At 50.6% G+C, this 14,358-nt stretch carries 12 protein-coding genes and 2 pseudogenes; 8 read left to right on the plus strand and 6 right to left on the minus strand.

Translation table 11 applies throughout. The features are described from left to right. The 6 genes and pseudogenes from LIX91_RS18225 to tssI all read right to left on the minus strand — a co-directional run. A pseudogene (locus LIX91_RS18225) lies at positions 1-426 on the minus strand (type IV secretion protein Rhs); the annotation flags it as partial. A gap of 199 nt (positions 427-625) precedes the next feature. Next, positions 626-976 (minus strand): hypothetical protein, encoded by a 351-nt coding sequence (locus LIX91_RS18230; RefSeq protein WP_096124908.1) that lies wholly within the window; start codon positions 974-976, stop codon positions 626-628. 11 nt (positions 977-987) lie between these two features. Continuing rightward, on the minus strand, positions 988-5,193 hold the full coding sequence (locus tag LIX91_RS18235) for an RHS repeat-associated core domain-containing protein (protein WP_226488904.1): 4,206 nt from the start codon (positions 5,191-5,193) through the stop codon (positions 988-990). Positions 5,194-5,197: 4 nt separating this feature from the next. Continuing rightward, on the minus strand, positions 5,198-5,662 hold the full coding sequence (locus LIX91_RS18240; RefSeq protein ID WP_003424283.1) for a DcrB-related protein: 465 nt from the start codon (positions 5,660-5,662) through the stop codon (positions 5,198-5,200). A 30-nt stretch (positions 5,663-5,692) separates the two neighbouring features. Then, the gene (locus LIX91_RS18245; protein ID WP_226488905.1) at positions 5,693-6,274 is read right to left on the minus strand and encodes a hypothetical protein; all 582 of its coding nucleotides are present in this window, start codon (positions 6,272-6,274) and stop codon (positions 5,693-5,695) included. Position 6,275: 1 nt separating this feature from the next. After that, complete coding sequence (tssI, locus tag LIX91_RS18250; protein ID WP_003424275.1) at positions 6,276-8,135, minus strand: type VI secretion system tip protein VgrG; 1,860 nt, start codon at positions 8,133-8,135, stop codon at positions 6,276-6,278. A 660-nt stretch (positions 8,136-8,795) separates the two neighbouring features. Here tssI and LIX91_RS18255 point away from each other — a divergent pair. From LIX91_RS18255 to LIX91_RS18290, 8 genes and pseudogenes are all read left to right on the plus strand, one after another. Further along, the gene (locus tag LIX91_RS18255; RefSeq protein ID WP_226488906.1) at positions 8,796-10,256 is read left to right on the plus strand and encodes a DUF6861 domain-containing protein; all 1,461 of its coding nucleotides are present in this window, start codon (positions 8,796-8,798) and stop codon (positions 10,254-10,256) included. A gap of 2 nt (positions 10,257-10,258) precedes the next feature. Beyond that, the gene (locus LIX91_RS18260; protein WP_074955802.1) at positions 10,259-10,564 is read left to right on the plus strand and encodes a hypothetical protein; all 306 of its coding nucleotides are present in this window, start codon (positions 10,259-10,261) and stop codon (positions 10,562-10,564) included. Between the two features lie 790 nt (positions 10,565-11,354). Then, entirely contained in the window at positions 11,355-11,678 is a 324-nt protein-coding gene (locus LIX91_RS18265; RefSeq protein WP_226488907.1) for a hypothetical protein, read from the plus strand. A 147-nt stretch (positions 11,679-11,825) separates the two neighbouring features. After that, positions 11,826-12,136: pseudogene (locus LIX91_RS18270) on the plus strand (immunity protein Tsi6 family protein). Positions 12,137-12,259: 123 nt separating this feature from the next. Then, on the plus strand, positions 12,260-12,565 hold the full coding sequence (locus tag LIX91_RS18275) for a hypothetical protein (protein ID WP_226488962.1): 306 nt from the start codon (positions 12,260-12,262) through the stop codon (positions 12,563-12,565). Positions 12,566-12,724: 159 nt separating this feature from the next. After that, positions 12,725-13,033 carry a hypothetical protein gene (locus LIX91_RS18280; RefSeq protein WP_226488908.1) on the plus strand — a complete coding sequence of 103 codons (309 nt, stop codon included), beginning with the start codon at positions 12,725-12,727 and terminating at the stop codon, positions 13,031-13,033. Between the two features lie 354 nt (positions 13,034-13,387). Further along, on the plus strand, positions 13,388-13,717 hold the full coding sequence (locus LIX91_RS18285) for an immunity protein Tsi6 family protein (RefSeq protein WP_226488909.1): 330 nt from the start codon (positions 13,388-13,390) through the stop codon (positions 13,715-13,717). A gap of 20 nt (positions 13,718-13,737) precedes the next feature. Next, entirely contained in the window at positions 13,738-14,262 is a 525-nt protein-coding gene (locus tag LIX91_RS18290; protein ID WP_226488910.1) for a hypothetical protein, read from the plus strand. Positions 14,263-14,358 lie beyond the last annotated feature (96 nt).

The raw sequence follows: 14,358 nt of genomic DNA on the forward strand, positions 1-14,358 counted from the left end.
CAGCGTCGTCAGGTGGTGATACTGGTAGCGAATACTGCGGCCCAGCGGATCGGTCTCCTTGAGCAACCGGGCGAACTCGTCGTACTCGAACGCTAACTGGTTGCCATCGGGCAGGGTCAGCCCGGTCATGTTGCCGGTGTCGTCGATCTCGATAATGTAGTGATCGCCACTGTAGTCGCGGCTCGAGGTGACGCGATGATCCTTGTTGTAATGAATCTCCAGCTCGCGGCCCAGTACGTCGGTGACCCAGGTGGTGCGGGCTTCGCGGTCGTAGCGGAAGTGGAAATGCTCACCATCGCTGGTCTGGTGTTCGACGACACGCGGCTGGCCGTCGATGGTTTCCCAGCGGTACTCGCAGGTCAGGCCCAGTGCGTTGCTGTGGTGGGTCGTCACGTCGTCGGTTTAGGAGAGGCTGCGAATGGAGTCTACATTTTGATGATGCGATAGGAAGGAGGCTGAAGTGATCTCAACACTCTATCGTCCAACTTAATTTTTAAAGAACGCTAGCTAATACCTAAATACTGTAATTTAAAAGCTTATCGCCTAGCTAAAAGCTCTACGCAGACTTATTTTAGATAAGGGGCAGGTAGAGCTTTTATTGTTTCTGTCTCTTGCAGTCAACGAGCTACTCGTAAACCCCGGCATCTTGTGCTTTCTCAATGAAAATATCCATGAGATCACCTTGGATATTCTTACCCTCACAAGAAAGTTGGAAGTCTCCTTCTAGATTGTCGGGAAAATGTACGCCGTCCAAAGTGCCTAAAATTACAGATGCACTATCTGCAATTACTACCCTAAAAAAGTTTATAACATCGGACCTTTCAGTTTCACTCAAAGATGCTAGAGCATTTCTAGCCCTTGCATAGGGGTCTTTACCATTATCAATTGGTTTGTTTAAGGCTGTTTTGTATTGATCGAAATTCTTTTCAAAAAGCTCGTCACATATAGCGCAAATAAAATCATTATCTGAAGACATAAATACTCCGATTAGCGCATCTCAGGATACATGGATTTGTTTAGTTTTATGAGCTCTTGAAGCTTTGTATTAGGTATGTCTGGGTAAACTCGCCTAAGTTCTTTAATGTCACGCGCCACAACGTCCCTTGCGCTTGTGAATGGTAGCCCGGTATTAGGGTTTATCCGGCTACGAGAAACTATTCCGACACCTTCTTTTGATACAGTATGTCCGACACGAGGCACCAACATTGCTGGCGCAGTTGCAGGGTCGTAGCCTTCCACCAAATCCTTCATCAAGTTCTTCTGCCCCACATGATGAGAATGAAAGTCGAGACTTTTGCCTTTCACAGCGCTTTTATTTGCTTTATGCGAATTGACGGTCCATTTATCACACGCTAGCCCTAGAGCATCGATCCAAGATTGTGTATTAGGCGCATACTCATAAAGATTCTCCCCGCCCAACAACCCAATCGGATCCTGCGTAATAAACCGCCCAATCTCCGGGTCATAATACCTAAACGTGTTGTAATGCAGCCCCGTCTCGGCATCAAAATACTGCCCCTGAAACCTCAGGTTCTGTTCAACCTCGTTCACGACCAGCTTTTCCACTGCACCCCACGCCCGGTACTTGGCCTGCCAGACGATCTGCCCTTCGGCGTTGGTCATCTCCAGCGGTGTACCAATCTGGTCGGTATGAAAGTAGTAAACCTTGTTCTCTACCTCGCCTTCTTTTTCATCCACGCGTGCCAGCGGCGCATAGCTGCCGGGCTCGTAAAGATACAGGCTGTTCTGGCCGGGACTTTCTTCGCGCAGCATGCGCAGGCCTTGCCAGAGAAAGCGTTTGTGGTCGGTTTGGCCTTTGATCTCGGACTGTTTGGCAACTCTTCGGCCCAGACTGTCGTATTGATAGCTGCTGGTACTTTCCACCTGCGTGTCTTCCATGGTCTCGGTTTTGACCAGGCGGTTTTCGCAGTCGTAGGTGAAGGTCTGCCAGCGCACGATGCCGACAACTTTTTCAATCAGGTTGCCCCAGGCGTCGTATTTGTATTCGTGGTTCGCCCACTGTTTGAGGCGGTTGTCTTTGACGTGATCGAAGCGGCTGGTGTTGAAGTTGAGGCGGTTGGCCGCAGCGTCGTAGCGGAACTCTTCGCCATCGACCACTCGGCCGGTGTTGCGCGCCAGCAACTGGCCGTTGGCTTCGTATTCGTACTGGGTTTCGCCGCGCAGCTTGTCGAGGGTGCGGCTCAGTTCGCCGGCCGGGTCGTATTCGTAGCGGCGGTGAATCGGGTTGTAAGCGTGTTCGACGTAGCGCTCCGGCTTTATGAGCGGGTTCTGGATCTGCGATAGCTTTTCCGCGGGCAGGGTGGTCGCGTACTGCCACGCTTTGCGGCCCATGCTGTCGTAGCCGAAGCAACTGGTGAGCTTGCCTTGGGTGCGGTAGATCTCGCGATGGAGGTCGTCGCGTTCCATGTCGCTGATCAACTGGCCATCGAGGTTCAACTGGTGCAGGTGACCGCTGCCGTAGTACAGGTGATTCAGATGCTGGCCTGTCGGAAGGGTCAGCGTGGTCAGGTTGCTGAGTGGATCGTAGTCGTAGGCCAGTGCGCCTTGCGGCGTGGTCTCTGTGGTCAGTCGCCCCAGCAGGTCGTAAGCAAATTCCAGTTTCTCGGCGGTGACGCCCAGTTTTCTGCCGGTGTCCGTCGGCTTGCGTTCGATTGACAGCAGTCGGTCGCCGTCATCGTAGGCGTAGTCCTGGCGCGCATCGTCGTTTAGCTTGGCCAGCAGGCGACCAATCGGGTCGCGCTCCAGATGAGTGCTGCGCCGTGGCTGTTCGCCTTTCTCGCCGTAGCCGATTTCCTCGACCTGTGTCAGGTGTCCGCCGAGGTTGTAGCTAAAGCGGCGGGTGAGGTTGTCGATGCGCTTTTCTTCGATCAGACGGTCTGCGTTGTCGTACACGAAGTTGTAAGTGGCGTTGTTTTCGTTGACCAGTGCCGTTAGGCGAATGGCCTTGTCGTACTGGTAGGCAACGGCTTTGCCCTTGGCGTCCTCGCGTCGGGTTGGCAGGCCGCGGGCGTTGCGGGACAACCGCGTTATCTGGCCTTTGCCATCGGTGTGCGAAAGCACCTGGCCGAGCGCGTTATAGGTGAAGGACTCAACGCTGCCATCGGGATGGTTGATGCACAGCACTTCGCCGTCGGGTTTGCGTTCCAGCGTGGTGGTGTTGTTCAGGGCATCGGTGACGGCGGTCAGATGACCGCGATCGTCATAGCGGTAGTAAGTGTCTTTGCCTGAACAGTCCTGAAAGTGCACAACCTGAGCGAGGCTGTTCCACCACAGGTATTTGGATTTGTAGGTCGCATCAATGATGGTGTGTGGCAGGCCATCTTCACTGTTGAGGTATTCGGTCTTGTTCCCAAGTGCGTCGGTTTCGACCAGAAGATTGCCTCTGGAATCGTAACGGGCCTTCCACGTGCTGCCATCAGGGAAAGTCGTCTGGGTCACCAGCGTGGTCGCCAGATGATGCTTGTAGGTAATCGTGCGCCCTAGCGGGTCGGTTTCTTCAACCAGGCGCGAGAGGTGGTCGTATTTGAAGGCCAGCGTGTTGTCATCGGGCAATACCAGCCCCGTCATATTGCCGCTTTCGTCTATCTCGATGGTGTAGCGCTCTCCGCCGTAATCACGGCCGGACGTGACGCGCCGGTCTTCGTTGTAATGAATTTCCAGTTCACGCCCGAGCACATCGACGGCCCACGACGTACGCTGTTTAAAGTCATAACGGTAATCGAAATGTTCACCATCGCTGGTCCAGTGCTCGACCACGCGAGGCTGGTCATCAATGGTTTCCCAGCGGTAGTAACAGTTCAGGCCCAAGGCGTTGCTGTGGCGGGTCATCACGCCGTTGGTATAGGAAAAGCTGCGAGTGGAATCACCATTACGGTTATAAACGTCACAGAGCTGGCCGTTGTCGTCGTAGTGGTAACGAACGAGGGTTTCAACAGCTTCCTTATTGACGATCCGCTTCACCGACGTCAGCCGTCCCAGCGGGTGCTCGTACTGCAAATGCACATGTACGTTGCCGGGTGCGCTGATGTCGGTGAGAGTGCCTTCATCGGTACGGCTGAAATGCAGGTAATGGCCGAGCGCGTTTTCGATACGCTGCAGTGGAACGGGTTTGTTGTTATTCGGTACTTCGCCGAAGTAGAAGAATATGTTGTCTTGGGTCTGCAGCATGTAATGGCCGCCTTGCGTGCGGACCAGATGCATCTGCTCGTAAGGATTGTAAATGCTTTCGCCGGGCTCGACGTTGACGAAGGGTACGCTACGCCCCTGATTGTCGATGAGGTAAACGAAGCTGCCATTTCGGCGCAGATTCTGCTCCCACGGCAGAACCCAGCCCTTGCCCAGAACGCTGTCGACGTTGAGGTCGCTGGCGTAAAAGCGCGACCACTCGATAGGCATCAGTCCTGGCAGCGCAAAGTCTGTTTCGCCCTCTTCAAGCAGTAATTTGCGTCCGCTGGTGAGGTCAACGGGGTTGCCGCTTAAGCCGCCTATCACCCCGCTTATTGCAGGCCCCGCAACAAAACGTCCAAATAAATAGGACGCACCCACCGTGGCCGCGAATTTCAGGGCGCAAGGTGCGACAGCCTTCAGGCCGCCACTGAGTCCCTTGGCTAACATGGGCAGTCCACCGCGCCCCATCGAGGCAATGATGATCGCGATATCAATACCGACACGAAGCGATTCAGATATCTCTTCGTTTACTTTCAGATAGCGCTTTGTCCCGCCGCCAATAAAGACGTTATTGGAGCCTGTAGCGATTTTTGAGTCACAGGTAAGCTTGTCGCCCTTGCGGGCGGCCGGGTAGCCATTGATGAAAACGCTTGCAGAGCCATCTGCAATCTGAACCGGTGCGGGGTGATTTTCGCACTTGGCGATACTTTGTGTGGTGAGAGCAGCATTGCGGCCATTGATAAAAACGTTGGGCGAACACCCTGTTTGCGTAATGTCTCCTGCGGGAGAACTTCGTGCTGCGCCCCAGCTTTCACCCACAGCGGGGGCTGCGCCTGCGCCTACTGACAAAACTACACCCAGAAGAATAGCCCCCAGCCCGGCGGTGCAGACAATCAGAGCCGCGCCAGCAACGGCCATCGCGATGCCGATGACAGCCCCCGCCAGAAGCCCGACCAGTGCGCTATTGTGCTCAATTCCATCGTGCAAACGCGCTGCTTCGAACATGGTTTTATTCCTGTTCGGTGTTTATGGGCTCAGCGTTATCCGGGTGTGGCTGAAAACTGGCCAGCAATTGCAACCACTCCTCGTCCTGCGTGGAGCTAAAGTCAGTCTGACTGGTTGCCGAAAATACCAGAATACGACCCGGTACGACTTCAAAGGCCGCTTGGCGCTGGTAAATCGGTCTGCCCTCATGCATATAGTAGGCATCTACTTGCATGCCGGGAAGGGTGTGCCCAGTAGACAATAAGGCAGACTTCTTACCGAGCAGGGTATAGCCCCGAAGCTTATTGGCGATGAGCTTTATCTGCCGGCTTATGTAGGTGCTCATGTCTTCTGCGGGCAGCATGTCATCACGTGAAATCGTGATATTGAGGGGGGCTGGAATGCTATCGCCGAGGGTGAACATGTTTACCGTCCGGTCCTTGAACCCATCTGGCAATGCGATTGATCCTTCGTGAAGCTGATAGTCCATTGTGAATGTCCTGAGCGCGAAAATAAAAAATCAGTGAGCGACAATTGCTTCGAGCACTGCGTCGAAATCGATCAGCCAGTCTGCCAGCGCAGCGGTGTCAGGATCAATCATCGTGGAGATGCAAAGCCATTGCTTATCTCCATTTTCGGCAGTGGTGATCGCGTTGATAGCTCTGCCGTGAGTAAGCCCCTGCCTGGAGGTGAGTAGATAGTCGAGAGCCACAGCCGCATTGCCCGCCAGCAAGCAATCTCGCTGCCGCACAGTATCGATATCAGGGTGTCTCTCACGCAGGTTTGCCAAATAGAGGCCCGTATAGCGGTTCAGCGTAAGATCATCCCGCACTGGTCGCCGCGTGATGGTGAGCGTGATGGGGTGACCATCCTTTTCAAGGGTGATGCTGATCTCCTGAAAGTTCACCCGCTGCGGCATTACCAGTTTCAGCCCGGCAACCGTAATCTCATTGCGTGTCAATTCGAGCGGTAAAACCGGCACTGGCTCAGGCTCGGGAACGATCGGCGGAGCACTTGCTGCGTGTAATTCTTTTTCACGCGCCAAAGCCTCATCGGCTAGACGCTTTTCTGAAATACGGTCATAAAGGCTGGTTCTGACCATCTCAGGATTTCTCGATATTGATATCGACACGGTCACCTTCGACAAAGGTGTTTTTGCCGAGAACCTTTATTTCGTCGCCCTTGATTTCGATGCTGCTCGGCTTGAGGGTAATGCTGCTGGTACCTACAGTGAGGGTGATCTCCGTCATGGCCGTAATGTCGATAGACTGCTTGTCGACGGTAATCGTCAATGAGCCTTGCTCTACCTTGAGCAAAGCGTCGTTCTGAATAATTTCCGTATTCTTACCGCCGACAGTCACACTGCGGTTATTACCCACGTCATGCGTCTCATCCAGCTCGATCTCGGTGTCCATGTTGCGCTCGGCATGCATGATCACCTGTTCGGCACCGGCCTTGTCTTCAAAGCGGAAGAAGTTGGCCGTACCGCCATCCCCCTTGGCCGAACGCGTCAGGAAACCACTCTGGGTCTTGTTGGCAGGCAGCGACCACGGCGGCGTGTTCTGGCTGTTGTACAGACTGCCCATGACGAGCGGACGGTCAGGGTTGCCATCAAGGAAAACGACCACCACCTCGTCACCAACGCGCGGGATCTGGATGCTACCAAAACCGCCACTTGCGCCGGATTGAGCGACGCGGACCCAGCAGGAGCTTTTGTCGTTGTGCTCGCCTTTGCGGTCCCAGTGGAACTGAATCTTCACGCGACCCAGTTCGTCTGTGAAGATTTCTTCTCCGGGCGGGCCCACAACGATAGCGGTATGCGGACCGGAAATGACGGAGCGGTTGGTGGTGAGCTGTGGGCGGAAAACTATCTTCTTGCGTACGCAGGAGAAGGTGTTCCGGTAACTGGCTTGCTGGCCGTTCAGGTAATTGTTGTGGCCTTCGCTATCAATAAGAACGAGCAGAAATTGACGATCTTCAGGCGAGCCCTGATCGTGGTCGTAATGCTGCAGCAGTTCGAAGGTATAGCCAGGCTTCATGGCGCGACAATTACTGGCCCCTCGAAAGCTCTTGCCCCTCAACTCAAGCGCTTCAACGCGCAAGCGCAACAACGCCTCACCTTCATCATAAGTGCCATGGGTGTACTGGCCGGGGAAGTCGTACACCTCGAAGTTCTCAACGTCACCCTGCTGGTTCAGACTGTTCATGGTCACTGGCAGCCTGTTGTTAGGCTGACGATAGTCGAACGTCTGAACCGCCATTTTTCCTGATTGCAGCCTGCGGTCGCCGTTCCAATCGGTGATGGAGTCGGCTGTCTCGGTAACAGATGCCGAATGGAAGCGTATCTGAGGCTGTTCCGGCAACGGCACCAGCGTGGTGGAGTCGTCGCAGATGATCATGGTGTGGCCTTCGGCGGTATGCTCGAAGTAATAGAACATCCCTTCTTCTTCCAGCAGGCGCTGGACGAAGTTGAAGTCGGATTCGCGGTATTGGGTGATGTAGGTATAGCGCTTGAGAGGCTTGCTCAGGCGAAACTCATGCTTGGAGAACGCGGTACACATCGCGAACACTTGGGTAACGACTTCCTCAACCGTATTCCCCTGGAAGATACGCGTGTCGAAGCGGTTCTTCAGCATCGAGAACCAAGGGTTGAGCGTTGCCGTGTATTTGGCCATGCCGCCGTCGCTGCCGCCGCTAGCAAAGCGCGTGAGATAGCCAGCGATGTAGCGTGGCGAGCCATCGGCTAGCTCGATCTCGATGACCACATGTTGGCCCATCATCGACTTCAGCTCGACCCCGGAGTCCTGGCACACCAATAGCAGATCAAATTGGTACGCACGCGAAAGACCTTCAGTCCCTCGGAAGGACTCCAGCAGCAGTTCCTGCTCAGGATTGGCGAGGTTCTTGAATTTGAAAAGGCGCCGGTTCTGCGGCGAAAGCATCGCGGCAAGGTCCATCAACATGTATATCTCCTTGAGGGCAGGGAGGCCAGCACCGCCGGGTTTAGCGGCTAACGATTACGAACTGACAAGTCACGGCTTAGGTCTGGTGCTTAAGTATCAATCATTTAGGGCATTGGATTGACATTAACCACGGATGTGGATCGCGCCCTAAACCTCCGAAAATCTCGTAGGACCAGGGCTACAGACGCATTCCACATCTCGCAAATACTGCAGCGTGCGACCATAAATTAGTGTGAAAGTGCCACTAGCTCAGTAAAAATACCCTACATCTCTCACAAAACCGTTACAGTTCTTATCTTAAAGTATGAAAGGAAACACCGTGGTGCTGCGCCGTGTCAACCACAACCATGCGGCTCAGGCGTTGGCTATGGTTCTGATGAAGACACGCTATCTATGGGTGTTTTGATTGCCCCGAGCCCAGATACTTGTTAATGGGTAAATACTCAGTATTCACAATGGTTTAAGTGAAGACTCGACTGATTGATGGCTTAACGGCATCATTGCAGTCTGTTTCGCAGATGAGAAAAATAAGCTCGTCTTGAAATTCAGCTCAAACATTCAGGTCTGACAGGCGACATACGCACTGCTCAGCCCAAGCTGATTCGTGGTCACGCAAGGCACCGGTGCTAGCTTCCTTCAACCCAGGACTGTGACGTGTAAATGGACCTATTAGCCAATGTTCCTAGCTGGGATGACATCGAGCGAAACCTCGATGATAAATTCAATACGCTAAACCAAGGCTACAGCGATGGGCTGCAGAGCGCTCATGACAGCTGGAATGGCTTCACTCGGCGCGTCAGTACCGCCGCGACTCAAGCATTCGGCTACATGGGCAGCAATCGCATCGATTCGGTGAAAGCAGCCATGAGGCTCTCCCGCGATATTGTCGAGTCAGACCTCAAGCGCAAGTGGGCGTCTATCGAGATCGAACAGATCCTCCCGGTACTGCTGCAACTGGTCAAAGAAGTGGCGATGATTCTGGGCGGCAGCGTTGCGGTCGGCACCATTGCTGGCGGCGTTGCCGGGTCGTTTTTCTTTGGTGTAGGCGCCGTGCCGGTAGCAGCAGCGGGGGCGGGTATCGGGCTACAGGTTGGCAATCTGATCCTGTTGACGCTTGGCCTTGCATCTATCGCTGAGTATTTCTACCAAGGCCTACCCGCTTGCCTTGCAACCCTGCAGGAAGGCTTTGCTACCGCCTGGCATGCTGACGAAGGCCTGAAACCCGAGGGCCTCGACCCTACCGGGGGTTCGGCATACGTAATGCAGGAGCGCATTGATCGTGCCGCTCAGCAACTGGCCAAAGGTCAGGAGCAACTCGTACTGCTGCTCTTCACCGCCATCGTGACGTACTGGACACGTGGGCAGGTCAAGGCAGGCCTTATGGGCAGTATGGATAGCATCGCAGCGCGCAGTACCAAGCTTCAGGCGGAGATTTCAAACAAGCAGTTCGCGAATTGGTTGGCGCGTAATGAGCGCAGGCTATTGGCCGAGCCTGAGTTGCGGGTAGATGAGCCGGCGCCGTTGTCTAAGGCTGAATCCGAGACAATGCGTGAGTATTACGCTAAGCAAGATCCAGAGTTTGTATCGGTAGAACAGCAGATTAAAGAATTTAGTACATTTGAAACACACGGTGTTCAAACAAGTGAGATAGATGCGTATCTCGGTACGGCAGAAGGAAGGGCTTATTATGATGCTCTTGCACGGTCAGCCCCTGATGCTTCTGAAGAGCTTCTATACGCCAGAGCAGCAGGACAGCTTGCTTCCGGAAAAACTCTTCCTTCTGTGAAGTTCATAGAGGAGCCATTGGTAAAAATAGTTGCCGAAGGCGGGGATTCTCCAAAATACTCGCCTTATTTTACAACACGTAAGGAGTTAATGAAGGCATCAGCCTCCGATAAGACGTTGGCTGATTATTTTGGGCTTCCCTTGGGGAGTGAAGGTGTTACATATGGCATATACGAAATAAAACCGCTAAATATTACTAAGGTTTACGTCAGTGAGGTCGCTCCTACAAGCGAGTTAGGAGGTCTAGTTAAACGCTCTGCCGGAGCAATACAATATGTGGTGCCTGATCGTGGGGGCTGGGCTCCAGCCGTAAGAATTGGGACAATAGGAAACTAGAAATGAATATAGATAAAATCGAATTTTCAGCGAAAGTTTTAGAGGGAAAATTAAAGGAATATGCTTTAAAGGATGATGAGGCTTCGCGTCTCTATGATGATTTAAGACCATTGCTGGAACTGGCAAAATCAAGGCGCATTATATCGCCCATACAATGGGGTAAAATTCCGGGGCGTTATCGTTTTACTGAAAACGGACTTCAGGAGTACAGAGAATTGGAAGAGGCATATGCTGTATTTTCAATTGAGATTACGGGTGGGGAACCTCCACTTCTAAAGATACTTCGTGCAGAGAGAAATCAAAAATAGTAATTGAACAAAGTGGCAGTGAAATTAAATGCGTGCTGTACATTGGTGGCGATATACCAAGTTGATCGGCATGAGCTGTTTAATAGGTTCGAGGCCGCCGGAGCATTTATAGGTTAAGATGTTCTCTAAGCCAGAGGGGGTAAGTAATAATCCGGCTGTTTCTTAGAAGAAATCTGAAGAAGACTGTCCAATTTGGCGGAGTATCTAATCCCAACCGCCGAGGCGCCTGATGACGCAGATGACTTCCGCCGATGCCGTGCACACAGTAAAGATTCCTGCCGGAGCTGTTGTATAAGGGGGGGCATTAGAAAATCAAGGTGGATTTTACATGGATGGCGCAGATATAAAGCAGATTTTGGTCAAGATCCTTGGATGAGTCCGGGTGTTGAAGTGATCGGGCTTTCCGTATCTATTAAGTGAAGAGGAAGATGAAAGAATCCTATCTGATATCATTACTTACAGAGTTAAAATAGATTTATCATTTTGAGGGGTGTTTGAATTTCAACTCTGGAATAGATGCTGTACTGCATAAGCTTTCTGCTGGCCCTGAAATGATTAATGATGATGAGTGGGTGCAGGTCGCCTCTATATAAACGGTGGCGGGTAGCAAGTCTGGTTTTTCAAATGTACATGTAGATCGTGGCGATGCTGGAAAAATAGCAGAGCTTAATGTTAGGCTTCATGAGATTAGTAAAATATTATGGGGCGTGTTTGGAAAAGTCAGGTAGCTCACAGCTAATGATCTGCGCCCAAGATAACCTGCACCAGAGGCAATTAGGAGTGACATAATATGGATGTTAAAGCTTTAAGAGTGGCAGCGATAATGCTTCGCGACAAGCTTGAGTTTTATAAACAACGCGACCCTGATGTTTCAATGTTATTGTTGACCCTTGATATGCTACTCTGCAGAGCAGAGCAAGGCGAAATAACAGAAATGGTTGAGCCACGAGATATACCAGGATACAAGCTTTTTACCGAAACGAACTTGCAAGCTTATGGGGATTTGGAAAAGGCCTACGCTGATTTTTGTCTTGAACTTTCAGAGGTGCGCGAAACAGATGCGTATAAGATGTTGGCAGCCAAGATGGCTAAGCGTCGAAAGTCTCTTCAGTAGAGGGTAGTGCAGCGTACCGTCCTTTCGAGGCTGAAACGGTAAAGCGAAGACGTTTCTTCTCCTTTCGATAATCCCTAGTCAAACGCATGGAAAGCAAATGACTTTCAGTCCAAAAAAAGCGCTTAAATTAATGGGCGCGGGCGGGTTATGAAGTTTAATACTGCTATAGAGTTTATAGATTATGCTATCGATCTGACTAGAGAACGGATAAAACGCAATCCTTCATTTCCTGTTTATGCCACAGTTATAAACCAGTTTTATATGTAAAGGCTGTTTTTTATGGTATTGAGAAAGATAGATCTAGACTTCATAAGCTTTCCATTGGAGCTCTTGCGGCGAAAGAGTTTGAAGATGCTGATTGCGAGTTGGTGCGAGCATTAATGGATGTTTATTACATAGCTAATCAATCAGCGAATGGACTGAAATTTAAGCTTCCCGAAGGGTTGTGGCGTCCTTGAGAGATAAATTTTATTACGCTTGCCAAGAGCGAAAAAATTTGCAATTTTCGCTCTTGAGGCCGGTCGCAGATGTCTGCTTTCCTTCGTCCCTTCGTCTATCCAGCTGCTGCCAAAGTCATTACTATGAATGCTGAATATCTTAAGAAAAAAACGCAAAAGCTGCGTGACGTGATCGAAGATTTGAGAAAGTCAGATCCCGCTGTTGAAAAGCTTCGAGCTGAGATCGAACCACTGATGAAGCTGGCCGAATCTGGCATGATAACAGTTAAGTTGCAGTGGCGAGACATTCCGGGGCGTTACCTATTTACCGAAGAAGGCTTGCAACAATATCCTCATCTTGAGCATGCTTTCGCAGAGTTCAGGATTGAGCTGACTGGTGGAGAGACTCCTTTGTTACGCAAGTTGAAAAGGGAAATGGGCGAGGAGTGAAGGTGAGTGTCACGGGCATTTAGATTTTGCTTTGTGTGGCGTACGTGCCTTGCTATCTTGATGCTGCATGACCTGCTTTCTGGGATATATATTATATGCACTGGTGAGAATTAGCTAATGCCCAGGATAACATGCGCTATAGCAAATAGGAGTAATATTATGGATGTTGAAGCTTTGAGAATGGCAGCCACAACGCTTCGTGACAAACTTGAATTTTATAAACATCGCGATCCTGATGCTTCAATATTGCTATTGGATCTTGAGGATTTGCTTTCCCGAGCAGAGCGAGGCCAAATCACTGAAATGGTTGAGCCGCGAGATATTCCAGGTTACAAGCTTTTCACTGAGACAAGTTTACAGTCATATAAAAATTTGGAGGCTGCTTACACAGATTTCTATATAGAACTCATAGAAGCACGAGAAACGGAAGCTTACGAAATGTTGGCGGCCAAGATGGCTAAGGACTGAAAGTTCCATGATTAGGTAATTGTACAGCGTGGTTTCTAAGTGGTTACACAGTGAGGCGAAGATGTTTTTATGCTTTCCGATAAACCTTGAATTCTTCTGGTTTTAGATAAAAGGGAAAATGAAAAGCAGAGAGGCAGTCGAGGAATGCTAGATAAATGATGGTTCGTATAGGTCTCTGATGATGTTAAAAGCAGGCATAGAGTTTTCAATATGAAAACTCCAGTGGATACTGAGGTGTACATAGGTAAAATGGGCTCTCGGAGTGGTTCTCATGGGTGTGTCACGTTGTTGTCAAGCCAGGGACTATTAGAGATTTGGTTTCGGATCAATAAACTTCATTTAATGGGGTGCGCTATGATATTTAATACTGCGCTTGAGTATGTAAATCACGCTCTTCTACTTGCTAAGGATCGGTGCGCTCGTAATCCCCAGTTTCCAATTTATACATCGGTAATTAATCAACTCATCTATGTTAAGGCGGTTTTTGAGGGGGTTGAGAAAGACAAGTCGAGGCTTCATGATTTGTCACTTGGCGCTCTAGGAGCTAAGGAGTTTGAAGATACGGACTACGAGCTGGCTCGAGCCATTATGGATGTGAGCTATATAGCGTCTCAATCAGCTAATGGGCTAAAAGTAAAGTTGCCCACAGGCATCTTATACCAAGATCCATTCGTTAAGCGATGATTCAGATGGGGGGAGGCTCTATGTCACCTGCACTGTTCAGGTTTGGAGCGGCGGTATTCGTTTTCTTCATGACATTGGTCGGTGTTTTTTCAGTTTACTGGATGTGGGAACATGTACTCCCTCTCTACGGGCGTATATATAGAAATGCACCAGTGGTAGAAACTCCTTACCTTGCGTTCTGCCTACTCATGGTTCCGCCCGCCGTGCTGCTAATCATAATTGGAGGCTCTATAGCCGTATGGACAGGGAAAAAATTTGATCCTCCAAATAATTCTTTCCTGGACGCTTTCCAAAGTTTGATGCTCAAGATTTCTGTCAAGACAATAATTTATGGTGTGCCCTCCATAGCTGTATTGACTACTATTGTATTGCTTGCTAGAGACTATACGCCGTGTCCAAAATTGCTTGTTTCTGGTTCGGTATGGCAATTATTTTGGGTGAACGATGAGCGAGTTTGTTTTAAGCCGACGCGTTACATTAACGATGGCTGGCCCTGCAAGATGGTGGGCGACCAAGAATATTGTATGCAGGTAGACGGGAAGTGAACTTTAAATTGCAGCGGCCTTACATTTATTTTTCTTTGACAGCTAATGCTTTGATTTTTGGGCATAGTCTATCAAGTGGTGACGTCCATAATGATT

Source organism: Pseudomonas sp. B20 (genome assembly GCF_020515755.1).
In the GTDB taxonomy this organism is placed as follows: domain Bacteria; phylum Pseudomonadota; class Gammaproteobacteria; order Pseudomonadales; family Pseudomonadaceae; genus Aquipseudomonas; species Aquipseudomonas syringae.